Origin of the sequence: Porphyromonas gingivalis ATCC 33277 (assembly GCF_000010505.1) — a bacterium.
Taxonomy (GTDB): domain Bacteria; phylum Bacteroidota; class Bacteroidia; order Bacteroidales; family Porphyromonadaceae; genus Porphyromonas; species Porphyromonas gingivalis.
Genome location: NC_010729.1, coordinates 825,022 through 839,401, shown reverse-complemented (window position 1 = coordinate 839,401; position 14,380 = coordinate 825,022). Strand labels below are relative to the sequence as shown.

General features: G+C 50.3%; 18 protein-coding genes. 7 read left to right on the top strand and 11 right to left on the bottom strand.

Going from position 1 to position 14,380, the window contains the following annotated elements; genetic code table 11:
- Positions 1-26 precede the first annotated feature (26 nt).
- The 8 genes from PGN_RS03665 to PGN_RS11820 form a co-directional block, all read right to left on the bottom strand.
- On the bottom strand, positions 27-479 hold the full coding sequence (locus tag PGN_RS03665; protein WP_004584692.1) for a nucleoside deaminase: 453 nt from the start codon (positions 477-479) through the stop codon (positions 27-29).
- Positions 476-703, bottom strand: coding sequence for a hypothetical protein (locus tag PGN_RS03660; RefSeq protein ID WP_039417274.1), 228 nt, complete (start codon positions 701-703; stop codon positions 476-478). The genes PGN_RS03665 and PGN_RS03660 overlap by 4 nt, the downstream gene beginning before the upstream one ends.
- A gap of 25 nt (positions 704-728) precedes the next feature.
- Positions 729-1,334, bottom strand: coding sequence for a ribonuclease HII (locus PGN_RS03655; protein ID WP_012457764.1), 606 nt, complete (start codon positions 1,332-1,334; stop codon positions 729-731).
- A gap of 10 nt (positions 1,335-1,344) precedes the next feature.
- Positions 1,345-2,559, bottom strand: coding sequence for an aminotransferase class V-fold PLP-dependent enzyme (locus PGN_RS03650; protein WP_012457763.1), 1,215 nt, complete (start codon positions 2,557-2,559; stop codon positions 1,345-1,347).
- A 58-nt stretch (positions 2,560-2,617) separates the two neighbouring features.
- A complete protein-coding gene (locus PGN_RS03645) occupies positions 2,618-3,169 on the bottom strand; it encodes a nitroreductase family protein (protein ID WP_012457762.1) in 552 nt (183 codons plus the stop codon).
- Positions 3,166-3,768, bottom strand: a complete 603-nt coding sequence (locus PGN_RS03640; RefSeq protein ID WP_012457761.1) for a riboflavin synthase — start codon at positions 3,766-3,768, stop codon at positions 3,166-3,168. Before PGN_RS03640 ends, PGN_RS03645 begins: the two co-directional genes overlap by 4 nt.
- A 179-nt stretch (positions 3,769-3,947) precedes the next feature.
- Positions 3,948-4,022, bottom strand: coding sequence for a DUF1661 domain-containing protein (locus tag PGN_RS12345; protein WP_230484067.1), 75 nt, complete (start codon positions 4,020-4,022; stop codon positions 3,948-3,950).
- A 26-nt stretch (positions 4,023-4,048) separates the two neighbouring features.
- Positions 4,049-4,276 (bottom strand): hypothetical protein, encoded by a 228-nt coding sequence (locus tag PGN_RS11820; protein WP_231845242.1) that lies wholly within the window; start codon positions 4,274-4,276, stop codon positions 4,049-4,051.
- A gap of 84 nt (positions 4,277-4,360) precedes the next feature.
- Here PGN_RS11820 and PGN_RS03630 point away from each other — a divergent pair, with 84 nt between their 5' ends.
- From PGN_RS03630 to PGN_RS03610, 5 genes are all read left to right on the top strand, one after another.
- Complete coding sequence (locus PGN_RS03630) at positions 4,361-5,017, top strand: PASTA domain-containing protein (RefSeq protein ID WP_005873546.1); 657 nt, start codon at positions 4,361-4,363, stop codon at positions 5,015-5,017.
- A gap of 49 nt (positions 5,018-5,066) precedes the next feature.
- Positions 5,067-6,152 (top strand): RluA family pseudouridine synthase, encoded by a 1,086-nt coding sequence (locus PGN_RS03625; protein WP_039417577.1) that lies wholly within the window; start codon positions 5,067-5,069, stop codon positions 6,150-6,152.
- Between the two features lie 66 nt (positions 6,153-6,218).
- Positions 6,219-7,211, top strand: a complete 993-nt coding sequence (locus tag PGN_RS03620) for a D-alanine--D-alanine ligase (RefSeq protein ID WP_012457758.1) — start codon at positions 6,219-6,221, stop codon at positions 7,209-7,211.
- 18 nt (positions 7,212-7,229) lie between these two features.
- Positions 7,230-8,396: a 1-acyl-sn-glycerol-3-phosphate acyltransferase gene (locus tag PGN_RS03615; protein ID WP_039417279.1), complete on the top strand. Its 1,167-nt coding sequence runs from the start codon at positions 7,230-7,232 to the stop codon at positions 8,394-8,396.
- 248 nt (positions 8,397-8,644) lie between these two features.
- Positions 8,645-9,034: a PEGA domain-containing protein gene (locus PGN_RS03610; RefSeq protein WP_004585280.1), complete on the top strand. Its 390-nt coding sequence runs from the start codon at positions 8,645-8,647 to the stop codon at positions 9,032-9,034.
- 66 nt (positions 9,035-9,100) lie between these two features.
- Here the strand turns inward: PGN_RS03610 and PGN_RS03605 are convergent, their stop codons facing one another.
- The 3 genes from PGN_RS03605 to PGN_RS03595 form a co-directional block, all read right to left on the bottom strand.
- Entirely contained in the window at positions 9,101-9,727 is a 627-nt protein-coding gene (locus tag PGN_RS03605; RefSeq protein WP_012457756.1) for an HAD family hydrolase, read from the bottom strand.
- Positions 9,728-9,811: 84 nt separating this feature from the next.
- The gene (locus tag PGN_RS03600) at positions 9,812-11,866 is read right to left on the bottom strand and encodes a S9 family peptidase (protein WP_012457755.1); all 2,055 of its coding nucleotides are present in this window, start codon (positions 11,864-11,866) and stop codon (positions 9,812-9,814) included.
- 664 nt (positions 11,867-12,530) lie between these two features.
- Positions 12,531-13,139 (bottom strand): C40 family peptidase, encoded by a 609-nt coding sequence (locus PGN_RS03595; RefSeq protein WP_005873568.1) that lies wholly within the window; start codon positions 13,137-13,139, stop codon positions 12,531-12,533.
- Positions 13,140-13,370: 231 nt separating this feature from the next.
- On the opposite strand from PGN_RS03595, the gene PGN_RS03590 reads away from it, so the two are divergent.
- Both PGN_RS03590 and PGN_RS11815 read left to right on the top strand, forming a co-directional pair.
- Positions 13,371-14,108, top strand: coding sequence for a response regulator transcription factor (locus PGN_RS03590; RefSeq protein ID WP_012457753.1), 738 nt, complete (start codon positions 13,371-13,373; stop codon positions 14,106-14,108).
- On the top strand, positions 14,096-14,269 hold the full coding sequence (locus PGN_RS11815; RefSeq protein WP_021663944.1) for a hypothetical protein: 174 nt from the start codon (positions 14,096-14,098) through the stop codon (positions 14,267-14,269). Before PGN_RS03590 ends, PGN_RS11815 begins: the two co-directional genes overlap by 13 nt.
- Positions 14,270-14,380: the final 111 nt, after the last annotated feature.

The window sequence follows — 14,380 nt, the reverse complement described above, 5'->3', positions numbered from 1 at the left end:
ACAAAGATATATAATGTGTTGCTCGGCTACCGCCGTTCGGCAAAGAAACTACGCATCAGATTCTCCGATTCGTCCGCCAATATACCGCCTTCTACGTGGCATTTGGGATGGAGTGCATGATCGGTGAACAGCCTGTAGCCCACTTTGGGTTCGGATGCTCCGTACACTACTCGCGGTATTTGTGTCCAGCGAAGTGCGCCAGCACACATCAGGCAGGGTTCGACAGTCACGTACAGCGTGCAGTCGCGGAGGTATTTCCCCCCTATGGCATCTACGGCCATCGTGATGGCAAGCATCTCGGCATGAGCCGTAGGGTCGTTTAGCCTTTCCACTCTATTGTGAGCACGCGCAACGATCTGCCCTTTGCAGACGATCACGGCTCCGATAGGAATCTCTCCTTCGTCAGCAGCCGCTCGTGCCTCTTCGAGCGCGATCCGCATGTAGCGGATGTCATCCGTGGCAAAGGTAGGGGCTGTCATCGCATTTCCTCCTCTCGAAAAAGCAAGGGAGTATCGCTTTCTAACCGGTGTATCACTTCTTTCATCAGCGTTTCTCGGATCCAACGGGAGCGGTTCTCTACTTTGAAGCGGCTGCAATAGGTCTCGACGGCCTTGTGCTCCGCTTCGTTCAGTCGGATCTGAATGGCTTTCTTTCGGAGCATCGTGGCTCGCGGGAGTACATTGTACCGATTTTTCCTGCTCATATTCAGTGATGCAAATATAGTCCCTTTATTCTGTTGTCGGCCGGTCTGCATCCACCACTCCACGGAAAGTAAGACGGTGATGTGGCGAAACTCCGAAACGACGAATAGCGGATTTGTGTGCAGGTGACGGATAACCTTTGTTGCGCTCCCATCCGTACATCGGGAAGTCCTTATTCAGACGGAGCATCGAGTCGTCCCGATAGGTTTTGGCCAAAATGGAAGCTGCTGCGATGGAGCGATAGCGGGCATCGCCTCCCACGATACAGTGGTGAGGGATTTGTTCGAAAGGATCGAACCGATTGCCGTCGATCAGCAATCTTTCGGGGCGAAAAGGTAACTGCTCTATGGCGCGATGCATCGCGAGAAAGGAAGCTCTGAGGATATTGATCTCGTCTATCTCCTGCGGACTCACAATGCCTATCCCCCATCCGATAGCCTCGGATTCTATGACAGGGCGAAGGGTATAGCGTTGCTTTTCGCTCAGTTGTTTCGAATCATTCAGCAGGGGATGAGAGAAGTCGGCCGGTAGGATCACAGCCGCTGCATAGACGGGACCGGCCAGACAGCCACGACCGGCTTCGTCGCAACCGCATTCACGCAAGTCATCGTCTATGTAGCGAGAGAGCAGCATGGGGAAGAAATTAGAACATGCTTACTACACGTTTCAAGGCTTGGAGGAATTGCTCCACTTCCTCCTCGGTATTGTAGAGAGCAAAGGAGGCGCGAGCCGTGGCATTGAGTCCCATGCTTTCGAGTAGCGGTTCGGCACAGTGATGTCCGGTACGGATGGCTATACCCAGCCGATCGAGCAACATGCCGAGGTCATAAGGGTGAATGTCGCCTATGAGGAAAGAGAGTACACCGCTCTTATGTTCGGCTTCTCCGATGATACGGGCATTGGGGAAAGTTCTCACGCCTTCGGTGGCCATTCGCAGGAGTTTGTCTTCATGTGTGGCTATGGCTTCCAAGCCCAATCCTTCGATGTAGTCGAGAGCTGTGGCCAAAGCCGTGGAGCCGACATAGTCCGGCGTGCCGGCTTCGAACTTATAGGGCAATTCGTTGTAGGTGGTCTTTTCGAATGTCACCTTGGCGATCATCTCTCCGCCACCGTGGTAGGGGGGGATCTTCTCCAACCACTCCGCTTTGCCATACAATACGCCTATTCCTGTGGGTGCGTAGACTTTATGGCCGGAGAAGGCGTAGAAATCCGCTCCCAACTCCCGAACATCTACCCGGCAGTGGGCGATGGCCTGTGCTCCATCGACCAGAACGGGTACTCCGGCGGCATGAGCCAAATCCGTTATCCGGCGTATGGGATTGATGGTGCCGAGCACATTGCTGACGTGGGCTATCGAAACGATTTTGGTACGTTCGTTCAGTAGAGACCGGAAATGCTCCACATCCAGTTCGCCCGATTCGGTCAACCGGATCACTCTGAGCCGAGCGCCGGTACGTTCGGCCAAAAGTTGCCATGGGACGATATTCGAATGGTGTTCGAGGGTACTGATGATAATCTCATCGCCGGAGCGGACGAAAGCTTGGCCGAACGAAGAGGCCACCAGATTGATTGCCTCTGTGGTGCCGCGCGTAAAGAGCACTTCTTTGGGGTCTTCCGCTCCGATGTAGCGGGCTATCCGCTTGCGAGCATTTTCGTGCTGCTCCGTAGCCACCTGACTCAGATGGTGTACGCCGCGGTGGATATTGGCATTGAATGTGCGGTAGGCTCGTTCGATTTGGTCTAATACCGCTATGGGTTTCTGTGTCGTGGCGGCATTGTCCAGATAGATGAGAGGTTTACCGTGTACCCGGGTATGGAGGATGGGGAAGTCCTCCCTGATTTTTTGAATGTCGTACATAATGAGCTATACTATATACTATGTATGTGACCTCTTCGGGGCGGAGGGAGGAGAGAGCCTACCACTTCTCGCGGTGAAGAATCTCCGAGGTTTCTTTGCGCTTCTTGGCCCTGTGCGGATCGGCGGAATAGCCGAGCATGATGTTCATGACTACGCGGCGTCCGGAGGGAATGCCCAGTATTTCGCGGATCTTGGCTTCGTTTACCCAGCCTATGATGCAGCTGCCGAGACCTTCGGCTGTGGCTGCCAGCGTGATGTGTGCGGCGGCTATGCCGAGGTCGATATTGGCATAGTGGATTTTTTTCATTTTCCCCCCGATGGTCGCCGTGAAGTTGGCTTTCTCTTCGACTAATACGATGTGTACGGGAGCCTGACGCGTGAAGTGATTCATACCCAATAACCGTGACGATGAGGCTTCAGCCAGTTGTCTGCGAGTGTCGGGATCGGTGACGACGACAAAGCTCCAAGGCTGCGAATTGCAGGCTGAGGGGGAGAGACGCCCCGCTTCGATGATGCGCTGAAGCACGTCTTCGGGTACGGGGCGGTCGGGATCGAACTTGCGATCGCTCTGTCGCTGTTCGATCAGAGAGTAAAAGTCGTTCGGGTTCATTGGTATTGGAGCATCTTGCTGAGGTATTTCCCCACAATGTCGAATTCCAGATTGACCACACTACCCGGAACAATGCGGCAGAAGTTCGTATGGTCGCGAGTATAGGGGATGATAGCCACACGGAAGTTGTTCATGCCGGAGTCGCATACGGTCAGGCTCACGCCATTGACGCATACGGATCCTTTCTCCACGGTCATATAGCCTTGGCGAGCCATCTCCTTGTCGAGCTTGTATTCGAACGAATAGTAGTGGCTGCCGCCGGCTTCTTCCACAGCGGTACATACAGCCGTCTGATCTACGTGTCCCTGCACGATGTGTCCATCGAGCCGGCCGCCCATCATCATGCTTCGTTCCAGATTGACGAGATCGCCTATTTGGAGCAGTCCGAGGTTGGAACGTTCGAGGGTTTCGCGTATGGCAGTCACGGTATAGGTGGTGTCCGTCTTGCTGACTACGGTGAGGCATACGCCATTGTGTGCGATGCTTTGGTCTATCTTGAGTTCATTGACGAAAGAACACGTCATCGTGATGTGCAGATTGTCATTTTCGTGACGGAGATCCGTCACTTGGGCATATTCTTCTACGATTCCGGAAAACATATTGTTGTTGTTTTTAATTGATGAAGCGGTACAAAACTACAGAAAATATAGTGATGGTAAGGGAAATATGCACAAGGCAACCGCATCAGAATACTCTTACCGATGCGGTTGCCTTCACAAGTCAGATCAGGATGGAGTAGCTTTTTTCAGGACACGTCACACGTCACACCAAACTTTTCCTATTGTACGCTCCGAAAAACGTAGGGCGAGAAAATTTTCGTTTTGGTCCGGGAAGCAAAAAATTCTCGCTCCAAAACGAAAAAATTCTCACGCCACATTTTCAGAAAACACGCGCCACAATCCGACCGTTTTTGGTTCGTATTTCGGCAGCCGGCAGGCTGTAGGCATTCATCTGTAGGAGCAATGGTTTGGCATCAATGCCTCCAAAATGGATGCAGCTTGTCGCATTCGAATCCACCTTAATGATCCAGACAAAGCTGCCGATTAGGATTAACGCCGAAGACTGCAAAGCAAAATTCGAATTAACGGCTCCCGGCTGCCAACCCATTTCCGGGACAGGCCGCTGTTTTTCTGTTTGCTGCTTTTTTCCGTACTTTGAACTGTATTTTGGAACAAAAAATATTCCGTTGGCATGCAACTAAAGAATTTTCATCATAAATATCCCGTCCTCTTCCACCTGATTTTGATGACTTTGGCTTCAGGGCTTATCCTCATGGGTATCTTGTTCGGACTGGATATTTACACGAGACACGACAGCTCTATCGTGATGCCGGAGTTGCGTGGCAAAGACTTGAAGGAGGCAGAGCGTTTGCTGTCGAGCCATAATCTTCGCTACGAACTTGTCGATTCCGTTTATGACAAATCCTTGGCTCCGGGTGTCGTAGTAGAAATGGTTCCACAGAGCGGCAATACCGTCAAACCGGGGCGGATCATTTTCCTTTCGATCAATGCGAGATCGGCACGGAAGGGGATCGTCCCTGATCTGAAAGATATGTCCGGCCGCCAAGCTCTGGCCATCCTGAAAGGATTGGGCTTCGAACAAGTCACAGAGCGATACATCTCAGGCGATTTTGTCAATCTGACAGACGGAGTCGAACTGGCCGATGGCCGGAATGTACTTGCCGGTACTCGCCTGCCGATAACGACTCCGTTGGTGCTACGGGTGATCAACGGCTATGCGCCGCTTCCTGCTGATTCGTCACTGATCGACGAATCGATCACCTACGGTTCATCGCAGGACAGTGCTTCGGGGAAGACCGAAGAGGAGAATAGCGAATCGTGGTGGTAATCGGGTATACCTTATGGAGGAAGAACTTCAGTATCGGATGACTCCCGAGATGGCGGAGCTATTCGACGAAGACGATGCAGAGGACATCTCGGACGGCGGACTCGACCCGGAGGAAGAGGACAGATACGAACATTTCCGCACTGTAGCGGATCCGGGACAGACACTTATTCGTATCGACAAATTCCTTGTCGACAGGATGAACAACGCCACACGCAGCCGTATCCAACAAGCGGCTGAAGCCGGTGCCATATTCGTCAATGGCCGGCCGGTAAAGAGCAACTACCGGATCAAACCGGGCGATGTGGTCACGTTGGAACTCCTCCGACCACGACGGGAATTGGAGATCATTCCCGAAGATATTCCACTCGATATAGTGTATGAAGACGATGTACTGCTCGTGATCAATAAGCCTGCCGGATTAGTGGTACACCCCGGCCATGGCAATTACACGGGTACACTGGTCAATGCACTGGCCTACTACCTCCGAGAGGATCCTGAATACGACCCCATGGATCCGAGTCTGGGACTCGTACACCGTATAGACAAGGACACGAGCGGCCTTCTGGTTGTTGCCAAGAGGGCCGAAGCCAAATCGGACTTGTGCAAGCAATTCTATTATAAGACGACGCATCGCTCCTATCGTGCACTGGTATGGGGACGTTTCGACTACCCGATCGGAACCATTACCGGCAATATAGGACGCGACCTGAAAGACCGCCTGCAAATGGCGGTATTCCCTCCCGATGGAGATATTGGCAAACCGGCCGTAACGCATTACCAGGTCTTGGAAGAACTGGCATACGTCAGCTGGATAGAATGCCGTCTGGAGACAGGGCGTACCCATCAGATCAGGGCACACATGAAGCACATAGGCCATACGCTGTTTGCTGACGAGCGTTATGGCGGCGATCAAATCCTGAGAGGAAACAATACGGCCAATTACCGCCGATTCGTGCAGAACTGTTTGGCTATCTGTCCACGACAGGCTCTGCATGCCAAGACATTAGGCTTTCGCCATCCTGTCACGGGAGTGGAGATGCAGTTCGACTCCGATATACCTGCCGATCTTACCACTTTGCTTGAGCGTTGGCGTACGTTTATCGCCTGCATATCTGCAGGACAGGACTATATCTGAACCGATTCGGCTGATCCTCATACAAATAGTACAATACTTTCCCCTACATATTAAATAAACAGAATGATGAAAAAACCAATTGTGGCTGTCATTGCAGGCGGTTATTCGGGCGAACATTCGGTTTCGCTCAAAAGTGCTGCCGGCATTCTGTCCTGGCTGGGAAGCGAGCCTTTCTCCGCCTTTCTTGTTCTGATCGAACGTGATCGCTGGTCGGTAAGAGTATCGGAGCAGAGAGAGGTTCCACTGGATAAGAACGATTTCAGCTTTGATCTCGATGACGAACGAATACGGTTTGACTATGCTTATATCACCATACATGGAACTCCGGGAGAGAACGGTCTGCTTCAGGGGTATCTCGACATGATCGGCATCCCATACAATACGGGTGACACGCTCGTCGAATCCCTGACTTTCAACAAATATGTGTGCAATCGTTTTCTCTCCGGCTTCGGTATCCGCATTGCCGATTCTATGCGACTGACCGGGCGAGATACTCAGCCCGATGTGGCGGATCTGACAGCACGTATGGGGCTTCCTCTTTTCGTGAAACCCAATGTGGGAGGTTCCAGCATCGCGACTACCAAGGTGGTGGAAGCTGCACAGCTCCTTCCGGCAATAGGACAAGCCTTCTCGGAAGGCGAAGAGGTAATGATAGAGCGTCTGATATGTGGTACCGAGGTTACCTGCGGGGCATTCCTCAGGAAAAAAGAAGTGGTCGCATTGCCTGTTACAGAAGTTGTCGCACATAATGAGTTTTTCGACTTCGATGCCAAATACAACGGAGCTGTAGAGGAAATCACACCGGCGAGAATCAGCGATGAAGCCACTCGATTGATACAGACCATGACTGCGCGCATATACGAGCTTCTCAACGCTCGGGGCATCATACGTGTGGACTATATCATCGAAGCGGATGGTATTCCCACGCTGCTGGAAGTGAACACGACACCGGGCATGACCCCTACGAGCTTTATCCCCCAGCAGGTTCGAGCAGCCGAAATGGATATGAAAGAGGTACTTTGCACTATCATTCGGGATGGACTGAATGAGACCCAATAGCGGACAACTTCACGATAAATGACTATGAATACAATACTATTTGACGACATCAGACCATACTGCGATCAGGAAGCACCGGCCGTAATCGAACGTCTGCTGAGTTCGGCCGAATATCGGTATGTGTTCGGCAAAATGATGCCGGACGTAAAGCCACAGGAGTTCGAACAAATGATGTTGCGCTGCAAATCCACCGGTGAATTCAAACACATCTTCGGCTATACAGCGGTTAAGGCAGTGAGTGAGAAGACGACATTCAGCCTCTCGTTAAGTGGCAGGAGTCGTATCCCTGACAATGGAGCCTATATTTTTATCTCCAACCACCGAGACATCGTATTGGACTCGGCTTTCCTCAACCTGCTGCTTGCTGAGATCGACTACAATATGCCACAGATAGCCATCGGAGACAACCTCCTTGTGAAGCCGTGGATAGAAGACTTCGTACGACTCAACGGGAGCTTTATCGTACGTCGCGGGATCAATATGCGCGAACTGATAGCACAGTCGCAGAGACTATCGGCATACATCCGGCATACGATTACCCAAACGAAAGATTCCATCTGGATAGCCCAACGCGAAGGACGGGCCAAAGATGCCGACGATCGCACGCAGAGCAGTGTGCTCAAGATGCTTGCCATGAGCGGTGAGGACGGAGGAATCAAGAGTCTGCTCGATCTCAACATCGTGCCGCTCTCTTTGAGCTATGAGTATGACCCCTGCGATTACCTGAAAGCGCGCGAAATGCTTTGCAAGCAGCGCGATCCGTTATATAAGAAACCCGTCGGGGAGGATCTGCTGAATATGCAGACAGGTATTTTCGGCTACAAAGGACGTGTTCACTTTGCCATAGGTACACCTCTAAGAGAATTGGCCGAGAGCATGCCGGCAGATGCACCGCATGCCCGGCAGTTCACAGAGGCAGGCAAGCTGATCGATGCAGAAATCCATCGTCGCTACCGTCTCTACCCGGGCAATTATGTAGCATGGGATCTTCTGGACGGATGCGACCACGCCGGTTCGCATTATAGCGAGGAGGAAAAAGAGACCTTTTTAAACTATCTGTCCGCACAAATCGCCAAAGTGAAGATGCAGGATAAGGATGAAGAGGAATTGAAACGACTGATTCTGATCATGTATGCCAATCCGGCAAGGGCATATTATGCTGCTCAAGATCCGACGAATGTATAGTCCGATCAATGCTCCCCACCGGTAAAAGACACACATCGTCTCCTCTTGAAAGTCAGTATGGTTTTTAACCATATACATATTATCGATTGAGGAGTTTATGTTATTTTTGCCGTCCGAAAAATCGATATAAATCCCTTACGGAACATCAAAAAAAGAACATATCATTTGTATGAGAAGGATGACTATGCCTCCATCATCCTTCCATACCGGTCTAAATTATGGGGGCGAAAAAAAATAAAAACAATACAATGAAAAAAGCATTACTATGCTTCGCTTGCGGTGCACTTTGCTTAGCTACGATTACCGGGTGTGCCACTCTTTTCGGCAAACAGACGCATGCTGTGGAAATGGTTTCCAACCCACAGGGAGCAGAAGTTTACATCAATGGTGACAAGATGGGACAAACGCCCTTGCAACTCTCGCTCAAGGCTGACAAATCCTACACCGTGGAATTTCGTATTCCGGGTAAACAGCCCATCATACGTATAATCAACAACCGTGTGGAAGCCAAGTGGGTGGTATTGGATGTACTCGGTGGTCTTATTCCCGTGGCTATCGATGCTATTACAGGCAACTGGTACGGACTGGATCAGAATAAGCTGAACGTGGACTTCACGATGCAAGAGCCTACGAAATAAGCAAACGTTCTTTCGATACGAAAAGGGGGCTGTACGGAGCGAAACGATTCGCGGTACAGCCCTTCTTTATTTCTGTTCGCGAAGGAGTCGAGTAATGGCAGGGATCCAGTTTTCCCCATTGTCGGGGCAATAGGTGTGGAAACCGAGTCGTTCGGCTGTTGCTACATTAGCCGGTCCGTCGTCGATAAAGAGGGTTTCCTCCGGCTTCATACCGCTGTCGGCTATCATTTCGAGGAAAATATCTTCATTGGGTTTGTATTTCCCCATCTGACAACTGGCATAGACTTTATCAAAGAAACTATCCAGCGTCCTTCCTGAGGGAAGAAAACGCGGACTCATGGCCAAATCGAGGACATAAGGATTGGTGTTGGAGAGGAGGAAGAGGCGATAATCGGGGCGTAGCGAGTCGATATAATCGAACTTTTCGGCCGAAATCTCCTCAAGAAAACCAAAGAGAGCATCGTACACCTGCTGATAGGTCAATTCTTCTCCTATGTGTCGGGATAGCTCGGTTCGGAATTCCGCCTCGCTCTTTCGCCCGGACTCCAAGTCGAGGAAGAGACCTTTTTGCAGATAGGGGTCGAGCATTTCTTCAATGTCTGCTACTCCTATGGCTTTGAATCGGCGGATGGATTCTTCTCGGTTAAGGTGAATGAGAACTCCACCGAGGTCGAATACGATGTTCCTGATCATGATATATACTATTGGTTGAGATGAAAAGGGCGGACTGACAATATCGTGTCTGCCCGCCTCCTTTCGTTTGTGACGGGAATGTAATTACTTCTTCAGCCAACGATCCAGCCAGCCGAAGAATGTACGATGGAATAGCAATGCATTCTGCGGTTGGAGTACCCAGTGGTTTTCATCCGGATAGATCAGCATCTCGCTCGGAACGCCACGAAGCTGTGCCGCATCGAAAGCAGCCATAGCCTGTGAAGCAAGAATGCGGAAGTCCAGTTCGCCATGAATCATGAGGATAGGTGTATCCCAATTCTGCACGTACTTGTGTGGCGAAGTTGCATAGGTACGCTGAGCCACTACATTATCCTTCTCCCAGAAAGGACCGCCTATATCCCAATTAGCAAACCACATCTCTTCGGTTGTGGCGTACTGCATCTCCAGATTGAAGATGCCGGCATGAGCGATAAAAGCGGCAAATCGCTTATCGTGATGGCCGGCCAACCAATAGACGGAGAAGCCACCGTAGCTTGCACCCACCGCTCCGATGCGATCGCCATCGACATAGGGTTCTTTCTTCATTTCGTCTACGGCAGTCAGATAGTCACGCATATTCTGGCCACCGTAGTCGCCACTGATCTGTTCGTTCCATTTCTGCCCGAATCCGGGTACACCATGGCGGTTGGGGGCAATGACGATATAGCCCTGCTCGGCCATCAGTCGGAGATTCCAGCGGAACGACCAGAACTGGCTTACGGTATTCTGCGGACCTCCCTGACAATAGAGTATAGCCGGATATTTCTTGTTTTTATCGAAGTCGGGTGGCAGTACTACCCATGTAAGCATATTGCCTCCATCGGTAGTCTTCATCCAGCGTTTTTCGCAGGCGATGGGAGTGAGACGATCGAGGATGGCTTTGTTTTCTGCCGTGACAGCCTGTGCCGCTCCATTCTTCGGATTCACACGATAGAGATCGTCGGGGAGTTCGAAAGAATGGCGTTTGGCCAGCATAACGTCGTTGCGCACGGAGAAGTCGGCATAGTCATGCTGTCCCTGCGTGATCTGACGGATCTTACCCGTTTTCAGCGTAATCTCCCACAGATTGGTCTCTGCCTCCTTACAGGCAAGGAAATAGATACCCTTACTGTCCGGTGCCCATTGGATCATATCCACATTGTAATCGAATGTGGGGTTTACGTGGGTGCGCTTTCCTGTGGCAAGATCCGCCACGAAAAGACGCTTCAGATCGCTTTCATATCCATCGCGCTCCATGCTGATCCATGCAATGCTCTTGCCGTCGGGGCTGAACTTCGGATAGGTGTCGTAGCCCATCATCCCTTCGGAAATGTTGTGCGTCCGGCCGGAAGTCAGATTATAGATATATATGTCCGAGTTGGTAGACAGAGAATATGCCATGCCCGTTTTCTTGCGGCTGGCGTATGCTATGTTCTGTCCGTCAGGGCTCCAACTGAAATCTTCGATACCCGACCACGGCTTCATCGGAGCTTCGTAGGGTTCGCCCTCCATGATGTCTTTGCCGGTGGTGATCATTCCATCCGTCGCGTTCGCGATGAAGGGATGCGGTATGGTCTCCACCCACTCGTCCCAATGCTTATACATCAGATCGGTGATGATGCGTCCGGTAGCTTTGTCCAAATCGGGATAAATGTCTTTGGTGCGTTTGCCGAATTTGATGTCTTTGGTGAAAAGCACCTGTTTCTCGTCCGGGGAGAAAAGAAAACCTGTAATACCACCTTCGATATTGCTGAGTTGGCGGCGTTCCGTACCATCGGCGTTCATGACCCAAAGCTGCATGCTGCCGCCTTCGTTGCTCATAAAAGCAATGCGCTTACCGTCGGCCATCCAGGCAGGAGCGTATTCGTTGGACTCGGTGTCGGTTATCTGCTTACGCCCCGAACCATCGAGATTGACGGTAAATAGCTCGCGGGTAGCCTTGTTCGTTTTGACATCGGGAAAGCTGACGGCATAAACAGCCGTTTTACCGTCGGGAGACAAGGCCATTTCGCTCACCCGCGACAGGGTCATGAATAGTTCCGGCGTCAAATGCTCTCCGGTATTCGTTCCGGCTGATGGGGTCATAGCAGCCGAACCAATGATGCTTGCAGCCATCATCGAAAAGATTTTTTTGTTCATTGTGGTGATTTATTACTGTATTGCGTTTTATTGTGGAACGAAAATACGAAAGAAACTCGTTATCCCCTCTTTTAACGAGAGTTGAATCTATAGGAGAACAAGGTTTGTCGGATAAAAGTGTACCGCCCCTGAATGAAAGCATCGATGCAATCGCTATCGGTGCGATAGGCAAGACTCAATATGCTATTGCTTCTGGCATACGAATATCTCACGTAAATCCCTTCATTACAGTACGTTTTGAAGAATGTTCATTTTTTACCGGACAGCAATAAAAAGAAATGATCGTTCTCAGCCGGAAAAAGTTTTTTCTGCAGTACAGAAAAGTTGAAAAGGTATACTGCAATTCTTTATTCAAAGGTTTCGGATATATAAACGAAGCTTTCGTATATGTATCCAAAGGCTTCGTTTATATATCCGAAGGCTTTGGATAGAGATTTTCCGGCCGGAAAATTTATTTTTGTCAGCTGTCGGGGAAACTTTTCCCGGCCGGAAAAATAAGTTCCGAAATATGTATCGTTTTTTTTCTCTCTCTTTGGCCACCTCACAATACTTTCTCCTTCCAAATCCATCCGGGCTGTATGCGAAAAGGGCTGTGCACAAATCCGGTGATTGCTGCACAGCCCTTAGGGGGATAGCCCCTACCCTTGTTTCGGTATAGTCCCGATCAACTTTTTCGTGGGATCACTCTCTTGGCTCCGGGTACCCTGCCATAGCTCACCAAGCGACGGGAGAAGTATGCACTGCGATTGAGTTTTTCGATCACGATCCCTCGCGAATTGCGGCTGTGCATCATGGTAATATCATCTTCATCGACAGATACGACCAAAGCTACATGCCCGATACGGTTGCTGCGTGCATTGCGGCCTTTGAAAAAAAGGAGGTCGCCCGGACGAACATCCTCGCGCTCGATAGGATTCGTATATTGGCTCTGTGCTGCCGCACCACGTGGGAGTTTGATGTCGAATTTGGAGTAGAGGTAAGACACATAGCCCGAGCAGTCCATCGGCCATGGGGAAGGACCGCGATAGCGATATGGTTTGCCGAGGAAAGTGCGGCCGAGGTTGATGAGTTTGTCTATAAAAGGAAATGCCGACTCACCTGCCGTTTTCTCTGCGACGGTATCCGCCGCTGACTCTCCATAGAGTATCTTGTTGTATAGTTGCAAGACATGTTCGGTGCTGAAAAGACTTTGCGCCCGAACAAGAGAAGGTGAGGAAAAAAGAATGCCTATCAGCGTGAGAAGTGCTATTCGCACTGCGCGCTTTACTGTCATAACTATCTGTTTTTAAGTGATTGAAAGACTTCGTTTGCTGAGATTCGAGCAAATCGTCTTGGGACAAAGATATAAAAAAGTGCCACCGAATTTGCACCTCGTCCCCAAAACACAGGCGTAAAATATCCGCACATCCCGGGACTGCAAAGGGAGAGCATGCTATTTCAGGAAAAATTCAGTTTTACCATGTTATATTTGTAAAAGAAGATCAATCCAAACAGGGCTATCCAGATGAAAATCCTCATTATCGAAGATGAACCGGATCTGAGGGAAACTATCCAAAAGTTTCTCCTCGGGGAAAGGTACATCGTAGAGACAGCTGCAACGATGAACGAAGGCCTGGACAAGGTGCTGGTGTACGACTACGACTGTATCCTGCTGGACATTATGCTGCCCGACGGCAATGGGCTTACCCTTTTGAAGGAACTGAAAAAGAGAGGAAAAACAGAGAACCTGATCATCATCTCTGCCAAAGACGCGATCGAGGACAAGGTGCAGGGGATCGAACTGGGTGCGGATGATTATCTGACAAAGCCATTCCATCTCCTGGAATTGAACGCCAGAATCAAAGGACTTATCCGACGCAAAACGGCTCATGGAGCCATGGAAATCAAACTCGGAAATGTGTCTTTGGTACCGGACAGGTTCGAAGTTGCGGTCAAGGGGCATCCCTTGGAATTGAAGCGAAAAGAATACGATATCCTGTATCACCTGATGACCCGACCGAACCGATTGGTGGACAAGGCCGCTCTGGCAGAAGCCGTGTGGGGAGACTATATAGACCAAGCGGACAATTATGACTTTGTCTATGCTCAAATCAAAAATCTGCGCAAGCAGATGAACGATGCAGGGGCGACTATCGAGATCAAATCGGTATATGGATTCGGTTATAAACTCATAGAAAGATTACCCCACAGGAGGCTATGCGTTTCGCTCACGATATTTACTACGATGAGATGGTGTACGTGAAGGCTCGTCGCGAAATGGAGCCCTGCCGGACGATACATACGGTATTCGGCGACGGCAATGGCAGATACGAGGCAGAGATTGTCTACAACAACAGGGAGTATGACCTGCTGTTCGATGCACAAGGCAATTTCATCAGTGCGAGCCTGGATGACAAAAAATAAAGTTATATGATCTGACAACACTTTTTTCAGGAGGAGCCGACAGCCCTCTGAATGAAGTTAGCATAAAGAACAGAGGGCGATCCAAATATTCTTGGGTCGCCCTCTTCTTTT

What these genes read in the sequence shown, in the direction of transcription:
- PGN_RS03610 (WP_004585280.1), top strand. Translation starts at nt 8,645, where the DNA reads ATGAAAAAAGCATTACTATGCTTCGCTTGCGGTGCACTTTGCTTAGCT.
- PGN_RS03655 (WP_012457764.1), bottom strand. Translation starts at nt 1,334, where the DNA reads ATGCTGCTCTCTCGCTACATAGACGATGACTTGCGTGAATGCGGTTGC.
- PGN_RS03605 (WP_012457756.1), bottom strand. Translation starts at nt 9,727, where the DNA reads ATGATCAGGAACATCGTATTCGACCTCGGTGGAGTTCTCATTCACCTT.
- PGN_RS03645 (WP_012457762.1), bottom strand. Translation starts at nt 3,169, where the DNA reads ATGAACCCGAACGACTTTTACTCTCTGATCGAACAGCGACAGAGCGAT.
- PGN_RS11820 (WP_231845242.1), bottom strand. Translation starts at nt 4,276, where the DNA reads ATGGGTTGGCAGCCGGGAGCCGTTAATTCGAATTTTGCTTTGCAGTCT.
- PGN_RS03665 (WP_004584692.1), bottom strand. Translation starts at nt 479, where the DNA reads ATGACAGCCCCTACCTTTGCCACGGATGACATCCGCTACATGCGGATC.
- PGN_RS03640 (WP_012457761.1), bottom strand. Translation starts at nt 3,768, where the DNA reads ATGTTTTCCGGAATCGTAGAAGAATATGCCCAAGTGACGGATCTCCGT.
- PGN_RS03660 (WP_039417274.1), bottom strand. Translation starts at nt 703, where the DNA reads ATGAGCAGGAAAAATCGGTACAATGTACTCCCGCGAGCCACGATGCTC.
- PGN_RS03600 (WP_012457755.1), bottom strand. Translation starts at nt 11,866, where the DNA reads ATGAACAAAAAAATCTTTTCGATGATGGCTGCAAGCATCATTGGTTCG.
- PGN_RS03615 (WP_039417279.1), top strand. Translation starts at nt 7,230, where the DNA reads ATGACTATGAATACAATACTATTTGACGACATCAGACCATACTGCGAT.
- PGN_RS03625 (WP_039417577.1), top strand. Translation starts at nt 5,067, where the DNA reads ATGGCGGAGCTATTCGACGAAGACGATGCAGAGGACATCTCGGACGGC.
- PGN_RS03620 (WP_012457758.1), top strand. Translation starts at nt 6,219, where the DNA reads ATGAAAAAACCAATTGTGGCTGTCATTGCAGGCGGTTATTCGGGCGAA.
- PGN_RS11815 (WP_021663944.1), top strand. Translation starts at nt 14,096, where the DNA reads ATGGTGTACGTGAAGGCTCGTCGCGAAATGGAGCCCTGCCGGACGATA.
- PGN_RS03650 (WP_012457763.1), bottom strand. Translation starts at nt 2,559, where the DNA reads ATGTACGACATTCAAAAAATCAGGGAGGACTTCCCCATCCTCCATACC.
- PGN_RS03630 (WP_005873546.1), top strand. Translation starts at nt 4,361, where the DNA reads ATGCAACTAAAGAATTTTCATCATAAATATCCCGTCCTCTTCCACCTG.
- PGN_RS03590 (WP_012457753.1), top strand. Translation starts at nt 13,371, where the DNA reads ATGAAAATCCTCATTATCGAAGATGAACCGGATCTGAGGGAAACTATC.
- PGN_RS03595 (WP_005873568.1), bottom strand. Translation starts at nt 13,139, where the DNA reads ATGACAGTAAAGCGCGCAGTGCGAATAGCACTTCTCACGCTGATAGGC.